The organism is Rugamonas sp. FW305-51, from assembly GCF_058786935.1.
The window spans coordinates 1-24,969 of sequence record NZ_JBYSZG010000035.1 but is presented as its reverse complement, the minus strand read 5'-3'; the positions used below and the strand labels follow the sequence as shown (position 1 = coordinate 24,969).

Sequence of the window (24,969 nt, the reverse complement as noted above, 5' to 3'; positions counted from 1 at the left end):
ATGGCAAATCAGCAGCGCGCATTCATCTTCGACATGGATGGCACGATCGTCGACAATATGGCCTTCCACACCCAGTCGTGGATCGCCTTTTTCGAACGCCGTGGCCACCAGATCGATGCGGACGAATTCTTCCGCGCCACCGCCGGCCGCCAGGGGCACGAGATCATGCGCCACTACCTGGGCGATCACCTGACGAAGGAAGAAAGCGCGCTGCTCGATTTTGAAAAAGAGTCGCTGTACCGCGAACTGTACGCACCGCACCTGGCCACCGTGCCCGGCTTCGACCAGTTCATCGCCGCCGCCAAGAGTCGCAGCGTGGCGCTGGCCGTGGCCACGGCCGCGCCCAACGACAACATCACCTTCACGCTCGACGGGCTGGCTCTGCGCAGCCACTTCAAGGCCGTGGTGGGCGCCGCCGACGTGGCGCGCGGCAAACCGAACCCGGACGTGTTCCTGCTGGCGGCCGAGCGCAGCGGCGCCCTGCCCGCGCACAGCATCGTGTTCGAAGATGCGCCGCTGGGTGTGGAAGCGGCGCGCCGCGCCGGCATGCGCGCCGTGGCGCTGACCACCACGCTGCCCGCCGAAGCCTTTGCCGAATTCGACAACGTGATCTGCATCGCGCGCGACTTCAGCGAGCTCGATATCGAGCAGCTGTTTGCCGCCGCACCGGCAGCCACCGCAATCTAAATACATCAATCTACGAGAACAACATGACTACGGATCTTCAAGAACAAGCAGCCGCCCCGGACGAAAACAAGATCATCGCCGAGCGCCGCGTCAAGCTGGCCGCCCTGCGCGAACAGGGCGTCGCCTTCCCCAACGACTTCAAGCCCGAGCACAAGGCTGCCGACCTGCACGAGCAGTACGGCCAGAAGTCGCGTGAGGAGCTGGAAGCCAATCCCGTCACCGTGGTGCTGGCCGGCCGCATGATGCTCAAGCGCGAAGCGGGCAAGAAGGCCGCCTTTGCCACCCTGCAGGACGCCTCGGGCCCGCGCGCCGACGGCCGCATCCAGATCTACGCCACGCTGGACCTGACGGGCGAAGCGGCCATGGCCGCCCTGCACCACTACGACCTGGGCGACATCCTGGGCGTGGTCGGCACCCTGTTCAAGACCAAGACCGACGAACTGACCATCAAGGTTTCCGAGCTGCGCCTGATCACCAAGTCGCTGCGTCCGCTGCCCGACAAGTTCCACGGCCTGGCCGACCAGGAAACCAAGTACCGCCAGCGCTACGTGGACCTGATCATGAACGAAGAGACGCGCCGCACCTTCAAGGCCCGTACCGCCGCCATCTCGTCGATCCGCCGCTTCATGGACAAGAACGGCTTCATGGAAGTGGAAACGCCGATGCTGCACACCATTCCCGGCGGCGCGGCGGCCAAGCCATTCATCACCCACCACAACGCGCTGGACATGCAAATGTACCTGCGTATCGCGCCCGAGCTGTACCTGAAGCGCCTGGTGGTGGGCGGCTTTGACCGCGTGTTCGAGATCAACCGCAACTTCCGCAACGAAGGCGTATCGATCCGTCACAATCCTGAATTCACGATGATGGAGTTCTACGCGGCCTACACCGACTACAAGTGGCTGATGGACTTCACGGAAGCGGTCATCCGCCAGGCCGCCATCGACGCCCACGGCACCGCCACCCTGACCTACGGCGGCCGCGAGCTGGACCTGGCCAAGCCGTTCCACCGCCTGACCATCGTTGGCGCGATCAACAAGTACGCACCGCACTACACCAACGAGCAGCTGCACGACGCCGCCTTCATCACGGCCGAACTGGCCAAGTTCGGCGTCAAGCCGCACGCCCACTCGGGCCTGGGTGCGCTGCAACTGGCGCTGTTTGAAGAGACGGCTGAATCGCAGCTGTGGGAGCCGACCTACATCATCGACTACCCGGTCGAAGTGTCGCCGCTGGCGCGCGCCTCGGACACCGTGCCCGGCATCACCGAGCGCTTCGAGCTGTTCATGGTCGGCCGCGAGATCGCCAACGGTTTCTCGGAGCTGAACGATGCGGAAGACCAGTCGGCCCGCTTCCTGGCCCAGGTAGCGGCCAAGGACGCCGGCGACGAAGAAGCCATGTTCTACGACGCCGACTACATCCGCGCGCTGGAATACGGCATGCCGCCAGCCGGTGGTTGCGGCATCGGCATCGACCGTCTGATGATGATCATCACCGACTCGCCCAACATCCGCGACGTGCTGCTGTTCCCGCACCTGCGCCGCGAAGAGTAATCGCAGCGTCATCCCAAAAGAAGAGCCGCCCGATCGCAAGATCGGGCGGCTTTTTCGCAGAAATGGCAGAAATGGGGACGCAGAAATGGGGACGTACCCCATTCTTTGGAAAAGCGGAAAAGGGGTACGTCCCCATTTTTCCATCCCCATTCGCAGAAATGGGGACGTACCCCATTATTGAGTTACTGGATCACGCGGTAGCAGGGGGTGTAGTGCTTGCCCGCCAGCTTCATGCGGTGCTGCGCGACGAACGATGCCAGCAGCGCGTCCATCGGCCCCATGATGGAGGCGTCGCCGTGGATTTCGAAGTGGCCGTGCTTTTCGATCGCGCGGATGCCTTCGTCTTTCACGTTGCCCGCCACCACGCCGGAGAAGGCGCGCCGCAGGTTGGCCGCCAGCAGGTGCACTTCCTGGTTCTTGTGCAGGCTCAGGTTGCGCATGTTCTCGTGCGTGGGCGCGAACGGCTTCTGGAACTCGTGGTCGATCTTCAGCAGCCAGTTGTAATAGTAGGCGTCGCTGCGCGATTTGCGGAATTCGCGCACCTGCTTGATCCCGGCCTGCATCTCGCGCGCCACCAGTTCCGGATCGTCGATGATGATCTTGTAGCGTTGCTGCGCTTCCGGCCCCAGCGTGTCGTGGATGAACTGGTTGATCTGCACGAAGTACTCGCGCGACGTTTCCGGCCCCGTGAATATCAGCGGGAACGGGATCTCCGCATTGTCCGGATGGAGCAGGATGCCCAGGATGTAGAGGATCTCCTCGGCCGTGCCGGCGCCGCCAGGGAACACGACGATGCCATGACCCGTGCGCACGAACGCTTCCAGCCGCTTTTCGATGTCCGGCATGATGACCAGCGCGTTGACGATGGGGTTGGGCGATTCGGCGGCGATGATGCCCGGCTCGGAGATGCCCAGGTAACGGCCCGTGTCCATGCGCTGCTTGGCGTGGCCGATGGTGGCGCCCTTCATCGGGCCCTTCATCGCGCCCGGCCCGCAGCCGGTGCAGATATCGAGCCCGCGCAGGCCCATCTGGTAGCCCACCTCTTTCGAGTAGTTGTACTCGGCGCGGTTGATCGAGTGGCCGCCCCAGCACACCACCAGGTTGGGATTGATCTGCGGCTTGAGGATGCCGGCATTGCGCAGGATGTGGAACACCGCGTCCGTAATGCCTTCGGTGCTGTCAAGATTGAATTCGGGGTTGTCCGTCACCTCGTTGCTGACGAAGATAATATCGCGCAGCACGGCAAACAGGTGCTCGTGTATGCCCTTGACCATTTTGCCGTCGACGAAGGCGATCGCCGGCGCGCCCTTGATATCGAGCTTGATGCCGCGTTCGCGCTGGATGATGCTGATGTCGAACGACGTGTAACGCTCCAGCAGTTCCTTTCCATCGTCGATCGTGCTGCCGCAATTGAGCACGGCCAGTGCGCAGTTGCGGAAGATGTTATAGAGGCCGCCCTGGCTGGTGTCGAGCAGCTTGTTTACTTCGGCCTTGGACAGTACTTCCAGCTGTCCTTCAGGCGCGATCAGGGTATCGACAACGTCATGTTCCATGATACAAAAATCCTTATTCAGATTCGCTGCAACGTGATGGCTTGCAGTGCCAATATACGACAACTCGGCCCGTTTGGGGCCGGAGATTGCAGGGCGCCGCCGCGGTGCGGCGCCGCGGATATTATTAGCACAAAAGACATTTTTTCGCTGGCGACTATTCAAAAGGTGCGCCGCGACTGATTTGTAGATTAAAATGCCGCACCCGGAAGACCGGTGTGGATCGTTGCGCCCATAGGCTTACCCAGCCAGGATGTGGCTTCCCACCCATTTTATCGACCATAATAATTTTTAGGAGAAACCGCATGAGCGGTGCTACCACCCCTAACCAGGAAGTCGCTGTCCCCGAGTTCAAACAGATCATGGGACACCCAGCTCCGCTTTGGATGTTGTTCATGACCGAGTTCTGGGAGCGTTTCGCTTTCTACGGCATACGTTGGGCCCTGGTGCTCTACATCGTCGCCCAGTTCTTCAACGGCGATGCGGCCGGCGAATCGTCCGCCAACCTGACCTACGGTTCCTATCTGGCCCTCGTGTATGCGGGCGCCCTGTTCGGCGGCTACGTGGCCGACCGCGTGCTGGGCTACCAGCGTTCCATCATCGTCGGCGCCATCTTCATGGCCGCAGGCCTGTTCATGATCGCGCTGCCCGACCCGAACATCTTCAAGTTCGGCCTGGCCACCATCATCGTCGGCAACGGCATGTTCAAGCCGAACATCTCGACCATGGTCGGCAAACTGTACTCGCTGGCCGATACGCGCCGCGATTCGGGCTTCACCATTTTCTACATGGGCATCAACTCCGGCGCGCTGATCGCACCGGTGCTGACCGAGTTCCTGGCCACCAAAATCTTCGGCACCGGCGGCATGCCGGCCTATAAGGTGGTGTTCATCTCCGCCGGCGTGGGCATGCTGATCAGCCTTTTCTGGTTCAGCATCGGCCGCCGCGGCCTGAAAGGCATCGGCGCTCCCGAAGCGCAGATGCAGGACCCCAAGCGCATGCTGTGGGTGGCCCTGGGCGCGCTGTGCGTGATCCCGCTGGTGTACCTGCTGCTGGCCGTTGGCGCCAACCGCCTGCAAGGCGTGCTGTCGGTGTTGTTCATCGGCCTGTCCGTCATGCTGCTGATCGAGGGTATCCGCAACGGCAAGGTGGCGCGCGACAAGGTCATCGCCATGCTGCTAATCTTCTTCTTCAATATCATGTTCTGGATGTTCTTCGAACAGGCCGGCAGCTCGTTCACCTTCCTGGCCGATAAGATCGTCGACCGCATGATGTTCGGCTGGGAGTTCCCGAATGCCTACTTCCAGAGCGTGAACTCGATCGCCATCATCACGCTGGCGCCGATCATCGCCTTCATCTGGGTGGCCATGGGCCGCAAGAACATCAATCCTTCGATCTCGCGCAAGTTCGGCCTGGGCCTGATCTTCAACGGCGTCGCCTTCGGCCTGCTGATGTTCGCCCTGTCGTCGCTGGTCGACGTGCACAACAAGATCCCGTTCTGGACCCTGTTCATGGTCTACGTGATCCAGTCCGTCGGTGAGCTGTGCCTGTCGCCTATCGGCCTGTCGATGGTGACCAAGCTGGCCCCGACCCGCCTGGTGGGCCTGGGCATGGGTGGCTGGTTCCTGTCCACCGGCATCGGCAACAACTTGTCGGGCATCTTCGCCAGCTTCGTCAGCGGCGAAAAAGGCATGTCGGTGTCGTCGGCGCTGGAAGGCTACACCATGGGCTTCTACTCGCTGATGGCCGGCGGCATCCTGCTGTTCCTGATCGCTCCCCTGATCAACAAGCTGATGCACGGCGTCAAATAAGCCGCTACAGAGCTTGAGTACAAGTACGGCGGCCCGCGGGCCGCCGTTTGCTTTTGGGCCGGTGGTTCAGGGTTTGCGCATCGGGTGGCCAGCTAGCCAGTCCTGCAGGACGTCTGCCGCATCGGGCGGCAGGTGCAGGCCCAGCTTGGAGCGCCGCCACAGGATGTCCTGCGCACTGCGCGCCCATTCGTAGCGGCGCAGGTATTCCACTTCCGCCGCATACAGGCCGGCGACGATTTCCTCGCCCATGGCGCCGGGCGCCTCCGTCCCGGCCAGCAGCGTGTGCATGCGGGTGCCGTAGGCGCGGGCATAGCGCGCCACCAGTTGGGACGGCAGCCAGCCGTAGTGCAACTGCTGTTCGCGCAGCCAATCCGCGAATTCAAGCACGGAGCGGCTCTGGGGCGCGGCGCCGAACAGATCGCCGCCCGGCAGGCAGGCGCCCGCCGTCCAGCCGCCATGCCGGTTGTCGAGCGCGCGCGCGATCAGGTCCACGGCCTCCTCGGCCAGCTTGCGGAAGGTGGTGATCTTGCCGCCGAAAACGCTCAGCAGCGGTGCGCCGTCCTGCTCCACCTCCAGCCGGTAATCGCGCGTGACGGCCTTGGCGTCGGCCGCCTCGTCCTCCACCAGCGGGCGCACGCCGGAATAGCTCCACACCACGTCGGCCGGTACCACCGGCGCGGCAAAGTAATAGCTGGCCAGTTCGCACAGGTAGCCGATTTCTTCCTGCGTGATGGCCACCTGGCCGGGATCGCCCTGGTAATCGAGGTCGGTGGTGCCGATCAGCGTGAAGTCCTGCTCGTAGGGGATGGCGAACACGATGCGCCCGTCCGGATGCTGGAAGATATAGGCGTATTCGTGCTCGAACATGCGCGGCACGACGATATGGCTGCCCTTGATCAGGCGCAGCGGGCGCGGTTCCGCCTGCGGTACGGCCGCCTGCAGGAACGCTGCCGTCCAGGGCCCGGCCGCGTTGACCAGGCAGCGGGCGTTGATCCGGATGCTGCCGCAATCGACCTTGTCCAGCATGGCCTGCCAGCGCCCGCCCTCGCGTTTGGCCGACAGGCAGCTGGTGCGGGTCAGCACGGTGGCGCCCCGCTCGGCCGCGTCGATCGCGTTGAGCACCACCAGCCGCGCATCGTCCACCCAGCCATCGGAATAGACAAAGCCGCGTGTAAAGACAGGCTTGAGCGGCTGGCCGGCCGGATGGCAGCGCAGCGATATGCCGGCCGACGGGGGCAGCAGCTCGCGCCGGGCCAGGCTGTCGTACAGCAGCAGACCGGCCCGTATCATCCACGCCGGCCGCTGGCCCTGCGCGTGCGGCATCACGAAGCGCAGGGGGCGCATGATGTGGGGCGCGCTGCGCAGCAGGACTTCGCGCTCGAGCAGGGCCTTGCGCACCAGGCTGAATTCGTAATACTCCAGGTAGCGCAGGCCGCCGTGTATCAGCTTGGTGGAGGCGGACGACGTGTGCGAAGCCAGGTCGTCCTTCTCGCACAGCACGACCGACAGCCCGCGCCCGGCCGCGTCGCGCGCGATGCCGGCGCCGTTGATGCCGCCGCCCACCACCAGGACGTCGCAATCTATCGTATGCTGCGGTTCGGTCATATCGTCCCCGATACACTTGGGCCATGGGCCGAAGGCCATGGCGCCGGTTGCCGTTCAAACCATTATAAATACACCCGCCGGCCGCCGTCTATCCTGCGTCCGTCCGCACGCCCCGGCCACGGCAGCCGCCGTGGCCACCGGCCTGGCCGCGCGCGCCGTACGCGACGGCGAATCGCGGCGGGCGTGGGCGATTGGTCTATAATCCCCCCCACTTCGCAACCATGAGAATCTTGTCTTGAGTGCTACCCTGCCTGCTGCATCCCAGTTGTTCAAGCGCCGTAACATCGTCCGCGGCCTGATCGCCATCGTCCTCGCCGGCCTCATCGCCGCCGGCCTGCTGGCAGCCTATCTGCTGCTGGCCATCGCGCCCAACCTGCCATCGCTGGACGTGATCACCGACTACCGGCCCAAGATCCCGCTGCGCATCTACACGGCCGACAAGGTACTGATCGGCGAATTCGGCGAGGAGCACCGCGACTTCATCCCCATCAAGGACATGCCGGAGATGATGAAGAAGGCCATCCTGGCCATCGAGGATACGCGCTTTTATGAACACGGCGGTATCGACTGGGTGCGCGCGCTGGGCGCGGCCCGCTCCAACCTGGCCGGCGGCTTCCGCCAGGGCGGCTCCACCATCACCATGCAGGTGGCCCGCAATTTCTTCCTCACGCGCGACAAGGTCATCGGCCGCAAGCTCAACGAAGTCATGCTGGCCTATAAAATCGAAGCGGCGCTCAGCAAGGACCAGATCCTGGAGCTGTACATGAACCAGATCTACCTGGGCCAGCGCTCGTTCGGCTTCGGCAGCGCGGCCCAGGTCTACTACGGCAAGCAGCTCAAGGACCTGAGCATCGCCGAAATGGCCATGCTGGCCGGGCTGCCCAAGAACCCGGCCCACCACAACCCGGCCGTCAATCCCAAGCGCGCCAAGCAGCGCCAGCACGTGGTGCTGAAACGCATGCGCGAACTGGACTACATCACCGAAGCCCAGTACCAGAAGGCCCTGCACGAACCGCTGCGCGTGAACAACCGCGGCCAGGAATTCGACACCCACGCCGAATACGTGGCCGAACTGGCACGCCAGGTGGTCTACGCCAAGTTCAAGGACGAGTCGTACAACAAGGGCATCAGCGTCTACACCACCATCCTCAAGGCCGACCAGGATGCAGCCTACGAATCGGTGCGCCGCAACGTGCTGGCCTACGACCAGCGCCACGGCTACCGCGGCCCGGAAGCGTTCATCGAGCTGCCGGCCGGCGAAGAGGAGCGCGACGACGTCATCGAGGAAGCGCTGCAGAAGCGCCCCGGCAGCGACCGCCTGATCCCGGCCGTGGTGCTGGTCGCGGGCGCAAAGAGCGTCAAGGTGCAGGACCCGTTCGGCCAGGAGATCGACATTGCCGGCGACGGCCTGCGCCTGGCCGCCCCCGCGCTGGCCGCCGGCGCCAAGGACGGCTTCAAGCTGCGCCCCGGCGCCATCGTACGCATCATGCACGGCGAGAAGAACGCCTGGGTCATCACACAGGTGCCGCAGGTGGCGGCCGCCTTCGTGTCGATCGACGCCACCACGGGTGCCTACCACGCGCTGGTGGGCGGTTTCGACTACAACCTGCAGAAGTTCAATCACGTGACGCAGGCATGGCGCCAACCCGGCTCCTCAATCAAGCCCTTCATCTATTCGTCGGCGCTGGAAAAGGGCTTTTCGCCGGCCACCATCATCAACGACGCGCCGCTGGAACTGACCGGCGCCGAGACAGGCAACGAGAGCTGGCGGCCCGGCAATGACGACGGCGTCTACGACGGCCCGATCACCATGCGCACGGCCCTGGCCAAGTCCAAGAACGTGGCCTCGGTGCGCATCCTGCGCAACGTCACGGTCGGCTATGCGCACAACTACCTGGGCAAGTTCGGTTTCGACCTGGGCCGCCAGCCCAAGAACCTGACGCTGGCGCTGGGCACGGGCGCCGTCACCCCGCTGCAGCTGGCCGGGGCCTACGCGGTGTTCGCCAACGGCGGCTACCAGATCGAGCCCTACCTGATCTCGCGCATCGTCGACGGCAACGGCGCCGTGATCTCGGAAACCGCGCCGCCCGCCGGCCTGCAGGAAAACGCGCGCGTGATCGATCCGCGCAACGCCTACGTCACCGACAGCATGCTGCGCGAAGTGACGCGCAGCGGCACCGGCGCCGCGGCGGCCAAGCTGGGACGGCCCGACATCGCCGGCAAGACCGGCACCACCAGCGACGCGGTGGACGGCTGGTTCTCCGGCTATGGCGGCGGCATCGTGGCCGTTTCCTGGATGGGGTTTGACGATCCCAAGTCGCTGGGCGGGCGCGAATTCGGCGCCACGGTGGCGATGCCGATCTGGATGGATTACATGCGCGTGGCGCTGCAACGGCGCCCGCCGCAGGAACATCCGGTGCCGGCCGGCCTGACCCAGCTCGATGGCGAATGGCTGTACGATGAATTCATGGGCGACGCCGCCGTCCACTCGCTCGACATGGGCGACGCGGCGCCGGAGCCCGACGCGCCGGCGGCAGACAGGCCGGCCACCAACTAGGGAAGAATCGGTCGTGAAGGACGCGCCAGCAGCGCGCAAGGCGCCGCGCGGCCTCAGGCCGCGCGCGCCGCCGTCAGGTAGCTGCGCACGAAGCGCACCGTGCTCTCGGCAAACTGGTCGGGCGTGACCTTGGCGGCGCGGTACTTCCAGCGCTTGACGTACCAGTCCTGGAACACGGCCATGCAGTGGGCCGCCAGCAGCGGCGCCACCCCGGGCGGACCCGGCTCGGCGCTGTTGATGATGCCCGTAATGAGCGTCTGCACATACAGTTCCGAATCCTTGGCCATGGCGCGCTGCTCGGGCGGCAGCGCGCGCGAATCCATGTAGACGAAGTAGAACCACGGCTGCAGGATCTCGGACAGGAAGATCGAGGCCCGTATCAGCGCCTCCAGCCGGTCCAGCGGGTCGGTCACGTGGGCGAACATGCGCGGCACTTCCTGGGTCGCGTGGCGCACCACCTCCTCTATCATCTCGGCCAGCTGGTCCTTGCCGCTGATGTAGCCATACAAGCCCCCCATCGACAAGCCCGTCTCGCGGCACAGGTCGCGCAGGTTCATGGCCCGGAAGCCAACCTCGTTGGCCAGGCGGAAGGTGGCGTTGAAGATTTTTTCCAGATTCTCCAGCGCCGGCCGGCGGCGCTTGACCCCGATGCGGTCGGCGTAGCGGTCGAGCAGGAAGGCCCAGATATTGACGCCGTCGAGTGGCGTCATGCGCTGGAACTGCTGAAAAGTGAAGTGGACAGGCAAGGTCGCCCCGAAGATTAAATTCGGGGATGATTATAACGCAGGAAAACAACTGTCCCCGGCCGATTTTCCAATTTTGCGGGCCGCATTCGACCAACGCTAAAAATTAACCTAACGACAATGTTACATTGAAAAAACCGAGCGAGCGCTCGTTTTATTCCCGACGCAGAGCGGGAAGGAACGGTCGCCGCCGGGGTGCGTATGCCGCCGCCACGGCGCAACGTGCGCGGCGCAACGGCCGTCCCTGCCTTTACAACCTTCACGGAGACACCATGAAAAAACGCTTCTGGAAATACCTGTCACTGTTACTGATCGCCCTCACCGCCCTGCCCGCGTCGTCGTGGGCCACCGGCTACACCCAGACCAAATACCCCATCGTGCTGGTGCACGGCCTGTTCGGCTTCGACAGCCTCGGTCCGGTGGACTACTTCTACGGCATCGCCTCCGGCCTGCAAAGCGGCGGCGCCAGGGTCTACATCACCACCGTATCGGCCGCCAACAGCACGGAAGTGCGGGGCGAGCAGCTGCTGACCCAGGTCAAGCAGATCCTGGCCGCCACCGGCGCCACCAAGGTCAACCTGATCGGCCATAGCCACGGCGGCCCCACGGCCCGCTACGTGGCCTCCGTGCGGCCCGACCTGGTGGCCTCGGTCAGCAGCGTGGGCGGCGTGAACAAAGGTTCGCGCGTGGCCGATGTGCTGATCGGCGCGGTGCCGGACGTGACCTACACGCTGGCCAACGCGGTGGCAGGCCTGATCAGCTTCCTGTCCGGCAGCCCCACCCTGCCGCAGGATGCCGTGGCGGCCGCCCAGTCGCTCAGCACGGCCGGCACGGCCGCCTTCAACAGCCGCCATCCGGAAGGCGTGCCCACCACGGCCTGCGGCGAAGGCGCCTACCAGGTCAACGGCGTGTACTACTTCTCGTGGAGCGGCGCCCAGCCCTACACCAACATCTTCGACATCAGCGATCCGGTGCTGGCCCTGACCTCGCTGGCCTTCAACGGCGCCAAGAACGATGGCTTGGTGGCCAGCTGCTCGAGTCACCTGGGCCGCGTGATCCGCGACGACTACGCCATGAACCACCTGGACGAGGTGAACCAGATGATAGGCATCACCAATCTGTTCGAAACGAGCCCGGTCACCGTCTTCCGCCAGCAGGCCAACCGCCTGCAGGGCCTGGGCCTGTAAGGGAGGACGCATGAACGCACGCGCAAACCTGTTGCGGGCCGGCGGGCTGGCCATGGCCGCCGGCGCCCTGTATTTCACGCTGCACCAGCCGGAGGCGCCGGCCCAGACCGCCCGCTCCGACCCCAACTATTTTGCGTTCGTGCGCTCGCAGGAAGGCACCACGCCCGACGGCGAGGTGCGCCAGAACGGCGCCGACAAGCTGGTGGTCGACGCCGAACTGGCGCACCTGTTCGACTATTATCTGGCGGGCCTGGGCGAGAAGCCGCTCGAAGCGATCCGGGTCGAGATCGGGCGCGAGCTCGATCGCCGCCTGAAACCCGGCCCGGCCGCCGAGGCGCGCCGCCTGCTGGGGCAATACCTCGACTACAAGCGCGCGCTGGTGGAGCTGGAACGCAGCCTGCCCAAGCCGGCCAGCCTGACGGCCGGCGCGCGCGCGCGGCTGGAGGCGATGCAGCAGCTGCGCCACCGCTATTTCAGCCAGGACGAAAGCGATGGCCTGTTCGGCGCCAGCGACGCCTACGACACGGACGCCATCGCCCGCCTGGAAATCAATGCCGACACCAGCCTCACGCCGGCCCAGCGCCAGCAAAAGCTGGCCGCGCTGGACGCCAGACTGCCGCCCGCGCTGCGCGAAGAACGCGAAGCGCCCACCCGCGTGGTGCGGCTGGAGGATGAAGTGCAGCGGCGCCGTGCCCAGGGCGCGGGTGACAACGAAATCTACCAGCTGCGCGCGGCCACCCTGTCGCCGGCCGCCGCCGACCGCTTGGCGGAGCTGGACCGCGACGAGGCCGACTGGCAGCGCCGCATCGCCAGCTACCAGGCCCAGCGCCGCCAGCTGCAGGCGCGCGCCACGCCGGCCACGGCGGAGGAATTGCAGCAGCTGCGCGATGCCGGCTTCACGCCGCTGGAGCAGAAACGGCTGCCGGCCTACGAATAGGTCGTCCCGGCAGCCGGGGTAGCCCGGATGGGCGGTGGCGGAGCAGGACGGGTGGGAGCGTGGCAGGCAGTGCGGCTTGCCCGCCACATGGCCTTACCGCATTGACGCGCCGCCCCCGTTCGGTGCTACAATTTTTGTCAATTCAACATCATCCGGGTGCGGCATGGCGATGTCACGGCTCAGCGTCACGATTACCGCGCCCATCGTCCTGATCGGCGCCCTGGCGATCGGATTGAACGCCTACCTCAGCGTCGGCAAGCTCGATCGCACGCTCAACGAGCTGGAACAATCGCGCCTGCACCTGATCCTCGACGACCTGCGCGACAACCTGGAAACGGGGCTGGACCTGGGCCTGCCCGTCAAGGGCCTGGGCAACGCGCAGGCGGCCATCGAACGGGAGGCGCACCAGGACGATGCCATCGTCGGCATCCGCGTGGTCGATGCAGCCGGCGTGCCCGTCTTCAGCACGGGCCACGCGACCGGCGGCGCCACGCTGCGCACCCCCCTGTCGAACAACTTTGGCGTCACCATGGGCGCGATCGAACTGCGCTATGCACGCCAGGCCCAGGAACTGTCGGTCGCGGCCTACGCGCGCCAGCTGACGCGGGCCGCCGCGCTGATCGCTGCCGCCGGTGCCGTGCTGGCATGGTGCGCGATCCGGTTCTGGATGCGCCGCATCGGCCGCACCGTGGACAGCATCGAATCGGCCCTGGCCCACACCCCGCTACCGCCCCACCCCGACGCCGAAGCGGCCACCCTGGCCGGCCAGGCGCGCGAGCGCGCCGACGGCGCACTGCAGGAACTGGACCGCGCCACGCGCGCCATCACCTGCGCCGACGTGGCCGGGGAACGCCAGTGACGCCCGGCCAGCGCCTGTACGCGCGGCCGGTGCGCCAGCTGTTCGCGTTCGCGCTGGCGCTGCTGGTGGTAACGCAGCTGGCCCTGTCGTACTACGCGTGGACCCGTGCCGAGGACAGGCTGCTGCCGGAGCTGGGCAGCAAGGCGCGCACGGCCGCCCTGTCGCTGTCGTCCAGGCTGGAACGGGCGCTCGGCTACGGCATCCCGCTGGCGCGGCTGGAAGGGGTGCCGGAGTATTTTGCCGATGTCCTCAGGCAAAATCCGGACCTCGCCTATCTGCGCGTCAGCGACGCGGACGACGCGGTGCTGTTCCGCGCCGGCCAGGACGGCGGCGCGCCGGATACCTACATCGACCAGCCGGTGCCCTTGCGGCTGCACGGCGCCATCGTCGGCCGGCTGCACGTGGGCGTGGGCCGCAGCTACCTGGCCGCCCGCGTGCGCGACCTGCGCTACGACATCGGCATCGTGCTGCTGGCCAGCGTGCTGATCGCGTTTGAAGTGCTGTGGTTCGTCGTCACGCTCAACTTCACCGCCCCGATGCGCCAGATCGCGGCCATGATGACGCGCCTGGCGGCGGGCGACTTTCGCCGTCCACGCCTGCCGCAGGGCAGCGAACCGCTGGCGCTGCGCCTGGGCGCGATCGCGGCCGCCGTCAACCAGGGCTACGAAAAGCTGGCGGCGCTGGCGACCGGCCAGCGCGACGCGGCGCGCCAGGACAGCGCCGCCGCGGCGCTGGGACAGCTGCGGCGCAGCTACGCATTCGGGGACAGCGGCGCCGATGGCGAACTGACGCAGCAGCGCATCGTGCTGGTGCGGGTGCTGAGTTTCCTGTTCATGTTTGCGGAAATGCTGTCGCGCCCCTTCCTGCCCGTCTATGCGACCACGCTGCCGCTGCCGGGCATGGCGCTGCCGGCAGGCCTGCGCGCCAGCCTGCCGGTGACGGCCTTCCTGCTCGGCGTGGCGCTGAGCATGCCCGCCGCCGGCCACTGGTCCGATCGCGCAGGCCGGCGCAGCAGCTATGTGACGGGCGCGCTGCTGGTCGTCGCCGGGCTGGCCGCCACCGCCCTGCTGCCGCAATACTGGGTGCTGCTGGCCGCGCGCGCCGTCACGGGCGTCGGCTACGCCGTCATGTTCATGGCCTGCCAGGGCTATGTGTTCGACAGCACCGACAGCGCCAACCGGGGCCGCGGCATGGCCCTGTTCGTGGGCGCCATCATGGTGGCGGAAATCTGCTCGCCCGCCGTGGGCGGCATCCTGGCCGACCGGCTGGGCTACCGGCTCGTATTCGCACTGGGCGCGGCCATCGCGCTGGCGGCCGCGCTGATCGCCGGCGTAGTGCTCGACGACAGCGCTGCCGCACCCAAGGCCCGCCAGCGCGCGCCCCTGCGCAAGCTGGCCCGCAACCGCCGCTTTGTGGCGCTCACCGTCTTGTCGGGCATACCGGCCAAGTTCCTGTATTCCGGCTTCCTGATCTTCCTGGTGCCGGTGCTGCTGAACGGACTGGGTTACTCCAAGTCGGAAATCGGCCGCTACACCATGCTCTATGGCCTGTGCTGCCTGCTGCTGGCGCCGCTGTTTGCCCACCTGGCCGACCGCTACAACGCCTACGGCGCCATGGTGGCCGGCGGCGGGCTGCTGACGGCGCTGGGCATGCTGTCGGCCATGCGCGGCGCCGGCGCACAAGCGGTCCTGCTGGGCATCGCCGGACTGGGCATAGGCCAGGCCATGAGCATCTCCGCGCAACTGGTACTGGTCGCCCGCGTGACCCGTAACGAAACGCTGGACGCGGGCAGCGGCCCCGTGATGGGCGTGTTCCGCCTGATCGAACGCCTGGGCGCCGCCGCCGGCCCCATCGTCACCGGCGCGCTGGTGGTGCGCTACGGCGCGGCCGACGCCATGCTGATCCTGGGCGCTGCGGGATTGGCGTCTACGCTGCTGTTCGCGGCCACGCTGTGGCCGTCCAGGCCGCGGCGGCTGCACCGGGAGGGGATGTCATGACGGCCGCCACGCCGGCCGCACCACGCCCGCCACAACCATCGCCGTCGCCGCCAGCACCGCCGCGGCGCGCCCTGCTGCGCGCGGCCGGTGCCGCCTGCGCCTGGCTGGCCACGCCGGCGCTGGCTGCCGGTCCGCGCCCGTTCCGCATCTACATGATGCTGTACCGGGGCCAGAGCGCCGTCGAGCAAGGCTTCCGCGACTACTTCGCCGTCAACGGCATCGCCGTGGACCTGGTCGTGCGCGACGTGGCGCAGGACATTGCCAGGGTGCCGCAACTGGTCGCCGAAGCACGCGCCCTGCATGCGGACCTGATCTACACCTGGGGCACGCCGGTGACGCTGGCCGTGGCCGGACGCGAAGGCGCCGTCGATCCCGCCGTCCACGTGACGGATATCCCTATCGTCTTCACGATGGTGGCTTCGCCACAGGGTTCAGGCCTGGTCAGGTCGCTCGCCTCGTCGGGCCGCAACCTGACCGGGGCTTGCCATGTGGTGCCGTTACAGCAGCAGTTAAGCGCCATCCGGGCCTACCGCCCGTTCGAGCGGATCGCCGTGATCTACAATCCGGCCGAACCCAATTCGGTGCAGAACGTGGCCGAATGGCGCGCCACGGCCGCCGCGCACCGCCTGCAGCTGGTGGAAAAACCGGTGCCGCTGGACGCCAGGGGACAGCCTGAGGCGGCCACCCTGCCCCGGCTGGTGGCCGCCCTGGCCGCCTATGGCACCCAGCTGCTGTACATCGGGCCGGACAGCTTCCTCGCTGCCAACCGCAAGGCGCTGACGGAGGCCGCCCTGGCGCAGCGCCTGCCCACCTTCGCCGCCACGGAAGTGCAGCTACGCGACGGCAAGGCCCTGTTCGGACTGGTGTCGGGCTACGAGAGCGTGGGTCGGCTCACGGCCCACAAGGCGGCCCGGATCCTGGTCCACCATGTGCCACCCACCGCGATACCGGTGGAAACGCTGGCCCGCTTTTCCTACCTGGTCAACATGTCGGTGGCGGACAAGCTCAGTCTCTACCCGCCCCTCAAGGTCATCAACTACGCGGAGCTGTTGCGGTGAGCGGCGACAGCCCATTTCGCTGGCGCCCGTTGCGCCAGGAAGAAGCGTCTGCCGCCTGGGGCCTGCACGCCCAGGTGTTCGCGGCCACCCCGGCCGGCATGGTGCGGCCGGACAGCCTGTCCCATTTCGAGCAGCACATCCACATGCTGGGGCGCATCCTGGGCTGCTTTGCCGGCGACCAGCTGATCGCGTACGGCGTGCTGGGCATCAGGTCGGAGACGGTGACGCACCTGGCCGGCCTGCTGGCGCTGAACCCGGCCGACTGCCTGCGGGCCTGCGCGCTGGACGGCGCCGCCTCGCTGCCCCAGTGGCGGGGCCAGAGCCTGCACGGCGCAGCGATTGACGCACGGGGCGAACTGGCGCGGTCGCTGGGCCGCACGCTGGTGCTGGCCACGGTGACGCCGGAAAACATGCGCAGCCTGCGCGGCCTGCTGCTGCACGGTTACGCCGTGCATGGCTATGCCACCATCTACGGCGGTTTGCCCCGGTTGTTGATGGCGCGCGATCTGCTGCAGCCCCGCCAGCAATGGCAGCTCGCGCTCAAGGTGGCGGCGGCGGACCATATCGGCCACCGGATGGCGCTGGCCGAAGGCCTGCTCGGCTACGGCTGCCAACAGGACTATGCCAAGGCGTGGCATATCGAATACGGCAAGCCGGCGCCGGCCGAGCCGGGCCATGATGGGTTTTCATCCGGTGGTGCGCAGCAACAGGTAGGCCCCGGCGATTAACACGGACATGAAAGCGTACAGCCCCCAGGTTTGCCGGTTGATCGTCTTGAGCATGTCGGTGCGCTGCTTGTGCATCTCGGTCGAGAATTTCTCCAGACTGGCGTCCAGCTTGTCGCGCAATTCGTTAGTGCCCTGCTGCAGACTCTTGCTGAGCTCTTCCTTTTGTTCCCGCAGGGCTGTGCTGAATTCAACTTTCTGTTCGTGTAAGGCGGTCTTGAATTCAAGCTGCTGCTGGTGCAAATTAGTTGAGAACTCAACCTTCTGAGCGTACAGCGCGGCCGTCAATTCGGTCCCTTGCTGGTGCAGGGCGGCCGTCAGCTCGTCCTTCTGGTCGCGTAACGCCTTGATGAGCCGTTCATCCTGATCATGCAACGCCTTGGTGAACCGCTCATCCTGAGCACGCATCGCAGTGGTAAATTCGTCCCGCTGCTGATGCAACTCCCGGGTCAACTTTTCATCCAGCGCGTGTAGCGCCGCGAGCAATTCTTCCCTTAGCCCGTGCAGCGCCGTATTCACTTCTTCTTTATGCCTATGAAACGCACTCAGCAATTCCAGCTTGATCGCATGCATCTCGTCGCTCATGCGATGTTGATCGTCCTTGCTGACATAAGTGGAGCGCGTCACAGCCATATCAACCTCGACTACCGACAGGCGCGCTTCGATTTTGGCCACCCGCGCCTGTGTTTCATCATAGGCCCCGCGCCGTGCGCTTTCAATGGTCTCCGTGCTATTGTCCTCTTGCATGATGTCCCCGTCTTCGCCGCCCCGAAAACATCAAACTAGCACCGTCGTAGTCACGCGCGCTTGCGCGGTCTCAATCGTGCGGACGGCCTTGCCGTCTCAGCTTTCCCCGCGCCCCTGACCGGCGCCGGTCCGTTTTCGTCCCAGGCCGCCGCGCCGCTGTTCGCGCTCGCGCTGGCGCAGCACGTCTATCATCACATTGAACGTGCGGGCCAGCTGGCCGATCTCGTCGCTGGAAGTGACCTGGATGTTGGCCCGCTCATAGTCCCCCTCCTTGAGCGCGTTGGCGGCCTCCGTCAGCCGCGCCACCGGCCGTACGATGCTGCGCGCGAACCACAGCGCCAGCAACAGAAACACCAGCCCCACCAGGGCCACACTGAAGAGCACATTGTCGAACAGGTGACGCAGCGGCGCCTCAAAGCGCTGGCGCGACTCGGTCACGCCCACCACCCAGTCATGCCCGGCAACGGGCGCAAAGCCGGCATACTCGTCCACCCCCGTCAGCGTGGAGCGGTAGCGGATGCTGCCCGTGGCATGTGCGCCGACCATGGCTTGGGCCAGCTCCGGCATCTGCAGGCTTTCGATGCGGTGGCGCCGGAAACGCTGGTCGGCCACGATGCGCGCCAGCGCCGCACGCGGCAGCGGCGCCAGGCTGCGGTACAGCATGCGCTCGTCCGGATACTGCACCAGCACGCCGTCGCCGTCGATCATGAACGGCTGACGCGAACTGTTGGCCCGCACCTGGTCCAGGATGGCCCCTATCGTCGAACCCTTGATCCGCAAGACCACCACGCCGATCACGGCATGTCTGGCGTCGAACACGGGATTGGCGTAATAGACGCCCGGCTTGCCTTCGGTGGAACCAACTATCACGCCGGTGGTGAACGGACGCCCCTGCATGGCCTCCTGGAAGTACTGCCGGAACTTGAAATTCAGCCCCGCCACACCGGGCTCGCTCGACACCAGCGCCTCGCCATCGCCGTTCATCAGGAACATCAGGTGCACATCGGGATTGGATTGGACCACGCTGAGCAGACGCCCATAGACAGCCTCCCTGCCGGCGGCGCCTGGCGCGCGCAGGTAGTCGATGAAGACCGGATCGGCCGCCAGATAGGCCGCCAGGTGGCGCGAGTCGCCCAGCAGCTGTGCCACTCGTCCGGCCGTGCTTTGCGCCAGGCTCTCCAGGTTGCGCAGTTCGCTGGCCGACACGGTCGCCACGCTGGCGCGCAGGTTGTAATAGGCCGTGATCGTCATCGGCAGCAGCGCGGCCAGCACCAGCGCCAGCGCCAACTTCACCATCAGCGGCCAGGAGGCGGGCCGCCACACGGCTCGGCCGAAACGGCGCACGCCCTTGGTCAGCCGCTTTTGCGCCTCCATTTCCCCCACCCGCAAGGCGTCCTGCAACCCCAGGCTGCCGGTATGGGCCGCAAACAGGCTGCGCCCGAAGTCGGCGATGGTTTGCGGCCGCTGCGCCGGATCGAGCATCAACGCCTCGTCGATCGCCAACAGGAAGGCGGCGCTGTACTTGCCCGCCGCGGCCTCCCGCGCCGGAACATATTGGGCCACGCCGTGCTGGCGTTCCGGCGCAGGCGCCGGCTTGCTGCCGGTGACCATCCAGTACAGCGTCGCCCCCAGCGCATAGATGTCGGTCCACGGTCCCTGCGGGCCGCCATCGTATTGTTCCGGCGGCGCATAGCCTGGCGTGACCACGTCGGCCACCTGCTGCGCGCCACCGGCCGTCTGCCGCGCGGCGCCGAAGTCGAGCAGCACCAGGCTGCCGTCCTCCTTGCGCACGTAGATGTTGTCCGGCTTGATGTCGCGGTGCAGATAGCCCGATTCATGCACCAGCGCCAGGCCGTCCAGCAGAGGATGGAGCAGCGACAGCAGCTGCGGCTCCGGCGTTGCCCGGTGCCGCTCCCACCACTGCTTGAGCGGTTTGCCGCGTTCGTATTCGAGCACCATGTAGGCGGTCCGATGGGCCTCGAAAAAACGCGCCACGCGCACGATGTTCGGGTGGCGGAACGTGGCCAGCGTGCGCGCCTCGACCAGGAAGCTTTCCAGTCCGCTCAGGTAGAATTCGCTGTCCGCGGCCCAGCGCGGCGAGACGGAATGGTCCGATGCGCGGGTGGCATAATCACCCGGCAGATACTCCTTGATCGCCACCCTGGCGTTCAGGTTGACGTCCGTGGCCAAGTAGGTGATGCCGAATCCGCCCTGCCCCAGCACGGCGTCGATGCGGTATTCAAACAGCTGGAAGCCGGGGCTCAGCGCCAACGGCAGCTCCACCCCGGGCGCGGCGCCTGCGGGCGGCGGCACGGCCGGCAGCACGCTGCGCGGCGGCTGCGACAGTGTGGCTGGCGGCACACCCACCGCCGCGGCATTGCGCACCGCCGCCAGCGACACGCTGCCCTTCGCTTCCATCCCGCTAGCCGCGATGCGGGTCGCATCATCCATCCGCATCGCCCCGGCCACGCCGGTCGCGTCGTCATCGTGGGGCACTGCGGGCGTCAGGCGGGTCGCGTCGTTATCCTGATGGCCGCGCGGTGCCAACCGGCTTGCGTCGTCGTCCTCGGAGGCGCTGTTGGCCAGCCGGGTCGCGTCATCGTCCTGGGGGGCGCTGTGGGCCAGCCGGGTCGCGTCGTCGTCCTTGTGGGCCAGCCGCGTCGCGTCGTCGCCCCGGAGGCCGCTGCTGGCCAGCCGGGTCGCGTCGTCGTCATACCGCAACACCGGCTGCTGGTGCGCGCTGGCGGCTGCTGCAGTGGCCGCCGTATCGCCATCAAGCGCCGCGCCGGCCGCCGGCCGCCCAGCCAGCGCGGCCAGCTGGCTGTGGGCGCTGCGCGCCGCTGCCGCGTGCACCTCGCGCAGGCGCCGCTCCAGGACCACCACCGTTTCCAGCGCGGCTACCCGGCGCGCCAGCATGGCCGCGCGATCGCCCGCGCCAAGGCCGGCCTCATCGGATAGGGGACTGTCGGCGCTCCGGTCCATGCGGTTCCACTTTTTTTGAGGAATTTACATCGATCTGATGCATTGCTCATGCTAGCATGGGATACTTCGCCATTGGCGAAAAGTCATCTTCGCGGTTGCGTTTTTTCTGGCCAGGAGACACCTTGGACAACTGGAAACAATTATCGCCGTCCGTCCTGCACCGGCTCGATTTCGGCGTCGCGTTCGGGCTGACCGATATCGGTACTGTGCGCGAATCGAACCAGGACAATTTCTACATCGCGCCCGACCTGGGGCTGGTCATGGTGGCCGACGGCATGGGCGGCCACAACGGCGGCGAAGTGGCCAGCACCGACGCGCTCAACCTGGTCTACAACTTCGTCCGCGCCGCGCGCGATGCGCCCGCCACCCCGCCCGGCGGCGAAAGCACGGTGCCCCTGTTCCGCGCCACGCCCTTCGATCCGGCCCTGGCCGATCCGGACGCCACCTGGTCCGACGCGGCCATGAAAGCCATGATCACCCTGCACGACGCGGTGGAATATGCCAACGACCGCATGTACCAGACCAACCTGTCCCAGGACCGGGCCGACGGCAGCGGCATGGGCACCACGCTGACGGGGCTGTGGCAACTGCCGCCGGACGGCCCCATGTTCGTGTTCCATGTGGGCGACAGCCGGCTGTACCGCTACCGCCAGGGCCGCCTGGTGCAGATCACGCACGACCAGACCCTGTTCCAGCAGGCGCTCGATGCCGGCGCCCCGCCCCCGCTCCCGCCGCGCAACCTGCTGCTGCAGGCGCTGGGACCGGCGCCGGACCTGGTGCCGGAACTGCAGTCGCAGGTAATGATGCCGGGCGATGTCTACCTGCTGTGCAGCGATGGCCTGTATGGCGAGTCGGCGCCGGGCCGGATCGAAGCCATCCTGGCCGGCGCCACCGAGCACAATCTGGACCGCTGCTGCGCCGAACTGGTGGAGATGGCCAAGCGCGACGGCAGCCGCGACAACATCACGGCCTTGCTGGTCATGTGTACCGGCTGAGGAGCCGGGCACCGGGCCGTGCGCCAGGCCGGCGCGCCGCCGCCAACGCCACGGCGGCCCGCGCCACTCCGTTTCAGGCCGGGCCGGCGTCGCCCGCCTCGGGCCACGTCCCCGCCAGCATGCCGCCGAACACGGCCGGCGCGGGCAAGCCGCGGCACATCAGCAGCGACGGCGCCACCTGGGCCGATCCTTCCGTCCACCACAGGCTATGGCCGCGCAGCGCGGCGGCCGACACTTGCGGCGCGAGGCCGGCCAGCGCGTCGAATGAGGACAGCTCCAGCCGCCACTCCGCCGTCCCCAGCCGGCCCGCCAGCGGCGCGTCCGGCAATGGCGCCAGCGCCTGCACGGCGGCGTCGAACCGGTCGAGCACAAAGCCGTCCTGCAGCGTGGACAGGGCCAGGGCTTCGGCCTGTTCGTACCATGCCTGGCCGCAGCTGAGCCAATCGAGCAAGGCCGCCCCGCCGGATGCGCCGGCGGCGATGGTGAGCGGGAAATGGCGCCCCACCCGGTCCACACTGGGCATCAGCACCCCGCCCCACGCATGTTCGTCGCAGACGCCGGGCGCCAGCGCAAAACGCCAGATCGGGCTGGTGAGATAGACGTCCAGCCAGCGTGCGCCCAGCAGTTCGCGGCTGGCCTGCAGCCCGGCCTGCAGCCAGGCGTCCCACAGGCCCACCAGCGCCGGCGGCAGGCGGCGCGCGACAAAGTCGCCATGCGTGGTGACCTTGCCGAAAAATCCGGCCGTGGGGCCGAAGCCGACGGCAGCGGTGAGATCGTCCATGAACGCGCCCCGTTATTTGCGGATGGCCCAGAACTCCATCTGCAGCCCGGGAAAGTCGCCCGCCACGTGCATGGCGAAACCGGCGGAGGTGGACAGCTGCTGCCAGTATTCGCTGTTGCGGTCCAGCTCGAAATAGGTGAAACCGGCATGGAACGGCAGCTGGCGCGGCGCCACCGGCAGCGGGCGCAGCGCGATGCCGGGCAGCTGCAGGTTGACCAGGTCGCGTATCTTCTCCACCGAGCCGATCTTGACCTGGCGCGGGAAGGTCGAGCGTATCGTCTCCGGCGGCACCTGCGCGTTCACCACCAGCACGAAGGTGGACGACTTGACCAGCTCCGGATCGCGCATCACGGCCACCCGGATGCCGAACTGGCGCTCTTCCAGCGCGATCGGGACGGCGTGGGTATCGAGCACCAACGACAGCGATTCGCGCAAGTCGTCGATCACGGGCTGGAAACTCTCGCGCAGCTGGTCGTGCCGGTACACGGGATACTGCTGCGCCCTCTTGTTGACGGGGCTGAAGGTGGCCAGCTCGCCGGCCAGCTGCACGGCCTCGCGGAAGAACTCCTCCGGATGCAGCCCCGTCATGGTGGCCAGGTGGCCGAACAGGGGCTCGCTGCGGTTAATCAGCTGCAGCAGCAGGAAGTCGGCGATTTCGGCCGCGCCGGCCGCGCCGGGCTGGGACAGGCGGTTGCCCAGCGCGTCGCCGCGCTGGTGCAGCAGGCCGACCAGTTCATCGGCAAAGGCGCCCAGCCGGGGCGCCACCCGCAGGTCCAGGCACGGCGGGCAGTATTCCGGGTCCAGCACCAGCCGGTTGTCGGGCCGGCGTTCGATCACGCGCGCCACGCCCAGGCAGGCGTAGGCATTGGCCACTTCCGGCTCCAGCGCCAGCCGCAGGCGCAGGCGGCCCACCTGCATCAGGGCGCTGTTGTCGATGCCGTTGCTGTCCCAGGCCTCGTGGTCCACCGTGCCGTAGCGGGCAAAATTGTCGGGCGCCGGACTGTTGCCCGTCTCCGCGATGCCGGGCCGGCGCACCGGCAGCGCCAGCACCACCAGCACGTTGCGGGCATCCTCCGGGATGTCGAGCGGCAGCGGCAGGTCGTCGTCGGCCGGCAGCGTGAACGGCGTACCGTCGGGCAGCACGGCATGGCAGGACAGCAGTGCCAGCTTGCCCAGCGCCAGCTGCTGCTCGTCGATCCGCAGCGAGGAAAAGCCCCAGGCATAAGCACGCAGCCGCGCCACGCGCGCCTCGAGCTGGGTTTGCAGATAACGGTCGTGCTGCTGCAGGTGCTGCGGCTGCAGCAGCATTCCCTCGGACCAGATGACTTTACGATTCCATGACATGGCTTCTCGCTTGTTTAACGCTACGGTAAAGTGTACGTTCGATGTTCAGTTCTTCCGCTGCAGCCTTCCTATCTGCTCCTCGTAGGCGGCCGCGAACTTGTCGCCGAACAGGCGCTGGAAGTCGTCGTCCGCCTCGCGCGCAATGGTGCCGTACTGCTCCACCATGCGGTCCCACATCCTGGCCTTGCGGCTGGCGCCCATCATCTTGTCCATCACGCCGCCCGGCTCCATGGCCGCCTCGATCCGGGCCGGATCGAAACGCGCCAGCACGCCCGCCAGCGCCGCCTGCATGCCGGCGATCACGGCCAGCTCGTGCGACTTCAGGTCGTCGAAGGCGGTGCCGATGGCTTTCACGGGCGGCATGTAGCCACCCCCGGTCCCGGTCAGCATCTGCATCAATGCCGTCTCGGCGTCGGGGAAGAATTTGAGCGGATTGTTGGCATGGGCGCCCAGCACCGTCACCTCCAGCCGCGTTTCGCGCTTGGTCATGGCGCGTGCCAGCAGCACGGCCATGGTGCCCGACACGGCTTCGCGCAGCATGGCGCCGACCAGTTCGGCCGTTTCGGCGGGCGCGCGCGCGGGCGTGATGTCGGGCACGCCCAGGCCACGCAGCAACGCTTGCAGCACCTGCATATCGGCGCCCTGCGGCGCGCCGGCGGTTGCGGGCGCACTGGCGGCAGCCGGCGCCGGGGTGTGGGCGACAGGAGTAGGCGCGGCTGGGGCGACGGGTGATTGCTCGGCTGGGGCGACATAGTCCGGCGCCTGAGCGCGCACCGCCACGGTTTCCTGCGCGTGTGCCTGCACCGATGCATGACCGGGGTCGAACGCTGGGCCGGGGCCGGGGCCGGGGC

At 66.9% G+C, this 24,969-nt stretch carries 19 protein-coding genes; 11 read left to right on the top strand and 8 right to left on the bottom strand.

Going from position 1 to position 24,969, the window contains the following annotated elements; all coding sequences use genetic code 11:
- Both AC3WOS_RS20875 and lysS read left to right on the top strand, forming a co-directional pair.
- Window positions 1–687 carry an HAD family hydrolase gene (locus AC3WOS_RS20875; RefSeq protein WP_492718183.1) on the top strand — a complete coding sequence of 229 codons (687 nt, stop codon included), beginning with the start codon at window positions 1–3 and terminating at the stop codon, window positions 685–687.
- A 23-nt stretch (window positions 688–710) separates the two neighbouring features.
- The gene (lysS, locus tag AC3WOS_RS20870) at window positions 711–2,240 is read left to right on the top strand and encodes a lysine--tRNA ligase (RefSeq protein WP_492718182.1); all 1,530 of its coding nucleotides are present in this window, start codon (window positions 711–713) and stop codon (window positions 2,238–2,240) included.
- 182 nt (window positions 2,241–2,422) lie between these two features.
- Here lysS and ppnN read toward each other — a convergent pair whose 3' ends face one another.
- Complete coding sequence (gene ppnN / locus AC3WOS_RS20865; protein ID WP_492718180.1) at window positions 2,423–3,793, bottom strand: nucleotide 5'-monophosphate nucleosidase PpnN; 1,371 nt, start codon at window positions 3,791–3,793, stop codon at window positions 2,423–2,425.
- Window positions 3,794–4,095: 302 nt separating this feature from the next.
- On the opposite strand from ppnN, the gene AC3WOS_RS20860 reads away from it, so the two are divergent.
- Window positions 4,096–5,601 (top strand): peptide MFS transporter, encoded by a 1,506-nt coding sequence (locus AC3WOS_RS20860; RefSeq protein WP_492718179.1) that lies wholly within the window; start codon window positions 4,096–4,098, stop codon window positions 5,599–5,601.
- A 66-nt stretch (window positions 5,602–5,667) separates the two neighbouring features.
- On the opposite strand, the gene glpD is transcribed toward AC3WOS_RS20860, so the two are convergent.
- The gene (gene glpD / locus AC3WOS_RS20855; protein ID WP_492718177.1) at window positions 5,668–7,206 is read right to left on the bottom strand and encodes a glycerol-3-phosphate dehydrogenase; all 1,539 of its coding nucleotides are present in this window, start codon (window positions 7,204–7,206) and stop codon (window positions 5,668–5,670) included.
- A 235-nt stretch (window positions 7,207–7,441) separates the two neighbouring features.
- On the opposite strand from glpD, the gene AC3WOS_RS20850 reads away from it, so the two are divergent.
- Window positions 7,442–9,763 (top strand): penicillin-binding protein 1A, encoded by a 2,322-nt coding sequence (locus tag AC3WOS_RS20850; RefSeq protein ID WP_492718175.1) that lies wholly within the window; start codon window positions 7,442–7,444, stop codon window positions 9,761–9,763.
- A gap of 53 nt (window positions 9,764–9,816) precedes the next feature.
- Here AC3WOS_RS20850 and AC3WOS_RS20845 read toward each other — a convergent pair whose 3' ends face one another.
- A complete protein-coding gene (locus AC3WOS_RS20845) occupies window positions 9,817–10,473 on the bottom strand; it encodes a TetR/AcrR family transcriptional regulator (protein WP_492718173.1) in 657 nt (218 codons plus the stop codon).
- A gap of 305 nt (window positions 10,474–10,778) precedes the next feature.
- On the opposite strand from AC3WOS_RS20845, the gene AC3WOS_RS20840 reads away from it, so the two are divergent.
- The 6 genes from AC3WOS_RS20840 to AC3WOS_RS20815 all read left to right on the top strand — a co-directional run bounded on the left by AC3WOS_RS20840 (window position 10,779) and on the right by AC3WOS_RS20815 (window position 17,272).
- On the top strand, window positions 10,779–11,693 hold the full coding sequence (locus AC3WOS_RS20840; protein WP_492718171.1) for a lipase family alpha/beta hydrolase: 915 nt from the start codon (window positions 10,779–10,781) through the stop codon (window positions 11,691–11,693).
- A 10-nt stretch (window positions 11,694–11,703) separates the two neighbouring features.
- Window positions 11,704–12,630 carry a lipase secretion chaperone gene (locus tag AC3WOS_RS20835; protein WP_492718169.1) on the top strand — a complete coding sequence of 309 codons (927 nt, stop codon included), beginning with the start codon at window positions 11,704–11,706 and terminating at the stop codon, window positions 12,628–12,630.
- A gap of 169 nt (window positions 12,631–12,799) precedes the next feature.
- A complete protein-coding gene (locus AC3WOS_RS20830; RefSeq protein WP_492718167.1) occupies window positions 12,800–13,489 on the top strand; it encodes a hypothetical protein in 690 nt (229 codons plus the stop codon).
- Entirely contained in the window at window positions 13,486–15,486 is a 2,001-nt protein-coding gene (locus tag AC3WOS_RS20825; RefSeq protein WP_492718166.1) for an MFS transporter, read from the top strand. The genes AC3WOS_RS20830 and AC3WOS_RS20825 overlap by 4 nt, the downstream gene beginning before the upstream one ends.
- The gene (locus tag AC3WOS_RS20820; protein ID WP_492718165.1) at window positions 15,483–16,544 is read left to right on the top strand and encodes an ABC transporter substrate-binding protein; all 1,062 of its coding nucleotides are present in this window, start codon (window positions 15,483–15,485) and stop codon (window positions 16,542–16,544) included. Before AC3WOS_RS20825 ends, AC3WOS_RS20820 begins: the two co-directional genes overlap by 4 nt.
- The gene (locus AC3WOS_RS20815; RefSeq protein WP_492718164.1) at window positions 16,541–17,272 is read left to right on the top strand and encodes a hypothetical protein; all 732 of its coding nucleotides are present in this window, start codon (window positions 16,541–16,543) and stop codon (window positions 17,270–17,272) included. The genes AC3WOS_RS20820 and AC3WOS_RS20815 overlap by 4 nt, the downstream gene beginning before the upstream one ends.
- On the opposite strand, the gene AC3WOS_RS20810 is transcribed toward AC3WOS_RS20815, so the two are convergent.
- Together AC3WOS_RS20810 and AC3WOS_RS20805 are read right to left on the bottom strand one after the other, a co-directional pair.
- Window positions 17,231–18,016 carry a hypothetical protein gene (locus tag AC3WOS_RS20810; RefSeq protein ID WP_492718162.1) on the bottom strand — a complete coding sequence of 262 codons (786 nt, stop codon included), beginning with the start codon at window positions 18,014–18,016 and terminating at the stop codon, window positions 17,231–17,233. The two genes, AC3WOS_RS20815 and AC3WOS_RS20810, sit on opposite strands and share 42 nt — an antisense overlap.
- Before the next feature lie 96 nt (window positions 18,017–18,112).
- Window positions 18,113–20,998: a serine/threonine protein kinase gene (locus tag AC3WOS_RS20805; protein WP_492718161.1), complete on the bottom strand. Its 2,886-nt coding sequence runs from the start codon at window positions 20,996–20,998 to the stop codon at window positions 18,113–18,115.
- A gap of 122 nt (window positions 20,999–21,120) precedes the next feature.
- Here AC3WOS_RS20805 and AC3WOS_RS20800 point away from each other — a divergent pair, with 122 nt between their 5' ends.
- The gene (locus tag AC3WOS_RS20800) at window positions 21,121–21,993 is read left to right on the top strand and encodes a PP2C family protein-serine/threonine phosphatase (RefSeq protein ID WP_492718160.1); all 873 of its coding nucleotides are present in this window, start codon (window positions 21,121–21,123) and stop codon (window positions 21,991–21,993) included.
- A gap of 73 nt (window positions 21,994–22,066) precedes the next feature.
- On the opposite strand, the gene tagF is transcribed toward AC3WOS_RS20800, so the two are convergent.
- From tagF to tagH, 3 genes are all read right to left on the bottom strand, one after another.
- Complete coding sequence (tagF, locus tag AC3WOS_RS20795; protein WP_492718159.1) at window positions 22,067–22,774, bottom strand: type VI secretion system-associated protein TagF; 708 nt, start codon at window positions 22,772–22,774, stop codon at window positions 22,067–22,069.
- A 12-nt stretch (window positions 22,775–22,786) separates the two neighbouring features.
- Window positions 22,787–24,118 carry a type VI secretion system baseplate subunit TssK gene (tssK, locus tag AC3WOS_RS20790; protein WP_492718157.1) on the bottom strand — a complete coding sequence of 444 codons (1,332 nt, stop codon included), beginning with the start codon at window positions 24,116–24,118 and terminating at the stop codon, window positions 22,787–22,789.
- Between the two features lie 45 nt (window positions 24,119–24,163).
- The coding region (tagH, locus tag AC3WOS_RS20785) for a type VI secretion system-associated FHA domain protein TagH (protein ID WP_492718155.1) at window positions 24,164–24,969 on the bottom strand (806 nt) is incomplete at its 5' end.

Excerpts from the sequence above, each read along its gene's own strand:
- AC3WOS_RS20875 (WP_492718183.1), top strand. The coding sequence starts at position 1 with ATGGCAAATCAGCAGCGCGCATTCATCTTCGACATGGATGGCACGATC.
- lysS (WP_492718182.1), top strand. The coding sequence starts at position 711 with ATGACTACGGATCTTCAAGAACAAGCAGCCGCCCCGGACGAAAACAAG.
- ppnN (WP_492718180.1), bottom strand. The coding sequence starts at position 3,793 with ATGGAACATGACGTTGTCGATACCCTGATCGCGCCTGAAGGACAGCTG.
- AC3WOS_RS20860 (WP_492718179.1), top strand. The coding sequence starts at position 4,096 with ATGAGCGGTGCTACCACCCCTAACCAGGAAGTCGCTGTCCCCGAGTTC.
- glpD (WP_492718177.1), bottom strand. The coding sequence starts at position 7,206 with ATGACCGAACCGCAGCATACGATAGATTGCGACGTCCTGGTGGTGGGC.
- AC3WOS_RS20845 (WP_492718173.1), bottom strand. The coding sequence starts at position 10,473 with ATGACGCCACTCGACGGCGTCAATATCTGGGCCTTCCTGCTCGACCGC.
- AC3WOS_RS20840 (WP_492718171.1), top strand. The coding sequence starts at position 10,779 with ATGAAAAAACGCTTCTGGAAATACCTGTCACTGTTACTGATCGCCCTC.
- AC3WOS_RS20835 (WP_492718169.1), top strand. The coding sequence starts at position 11,704 with ATGAACGCACGCGCAAACCTGTTGCGGGCCGGCGGGCTGGCCATGGCC.
- AC3WOS_RS20830 (WP_492718167.1), top strand. The coding sequence starts at position 12,800 with ATGTCACGGCTCAGCGTCACGATTACCGCGCCCATCGTCCTGATCGGC.
- AC3WOS_RS20820 (WP_492718165.1), top strand. The coding sequence starts at position 15,483 with ATGACGGCCGCCACGCCGGCCGCACCACGCCCGCCACAACCATCGCCG.
- AC3WOS_RS20810 (WP_492718162.1), bottom strand. The coding sequence starts at position 18,016 with ATGCAAGAGGACAATAGCACGGAGACCATTGAAAGCGCACGGCGCGGG.
- AC3WOS_RS20805 (WP_492718161.1), bottom strand. The coding sequence starts at position 20,998 with ATGGACCGGAGCGCCGACAGTCCCCTATCCGATGAGGCCGGCCTTGGC.
- tagF (WP_492718159.1), bottom strand. The coding sequence starts at position 22,774 with ATGGACGATCTCACCGCTGCCGTCGGCTTCGGCCCCACGGCCGGATTT.
- tssK (WP_492718157.1), bottom strand. The coding sequence starts at position 24,118 with ATGTCATGGAATCGTAAAGTCATCTGGTCCGAGGGAATGCTGCTGCAG.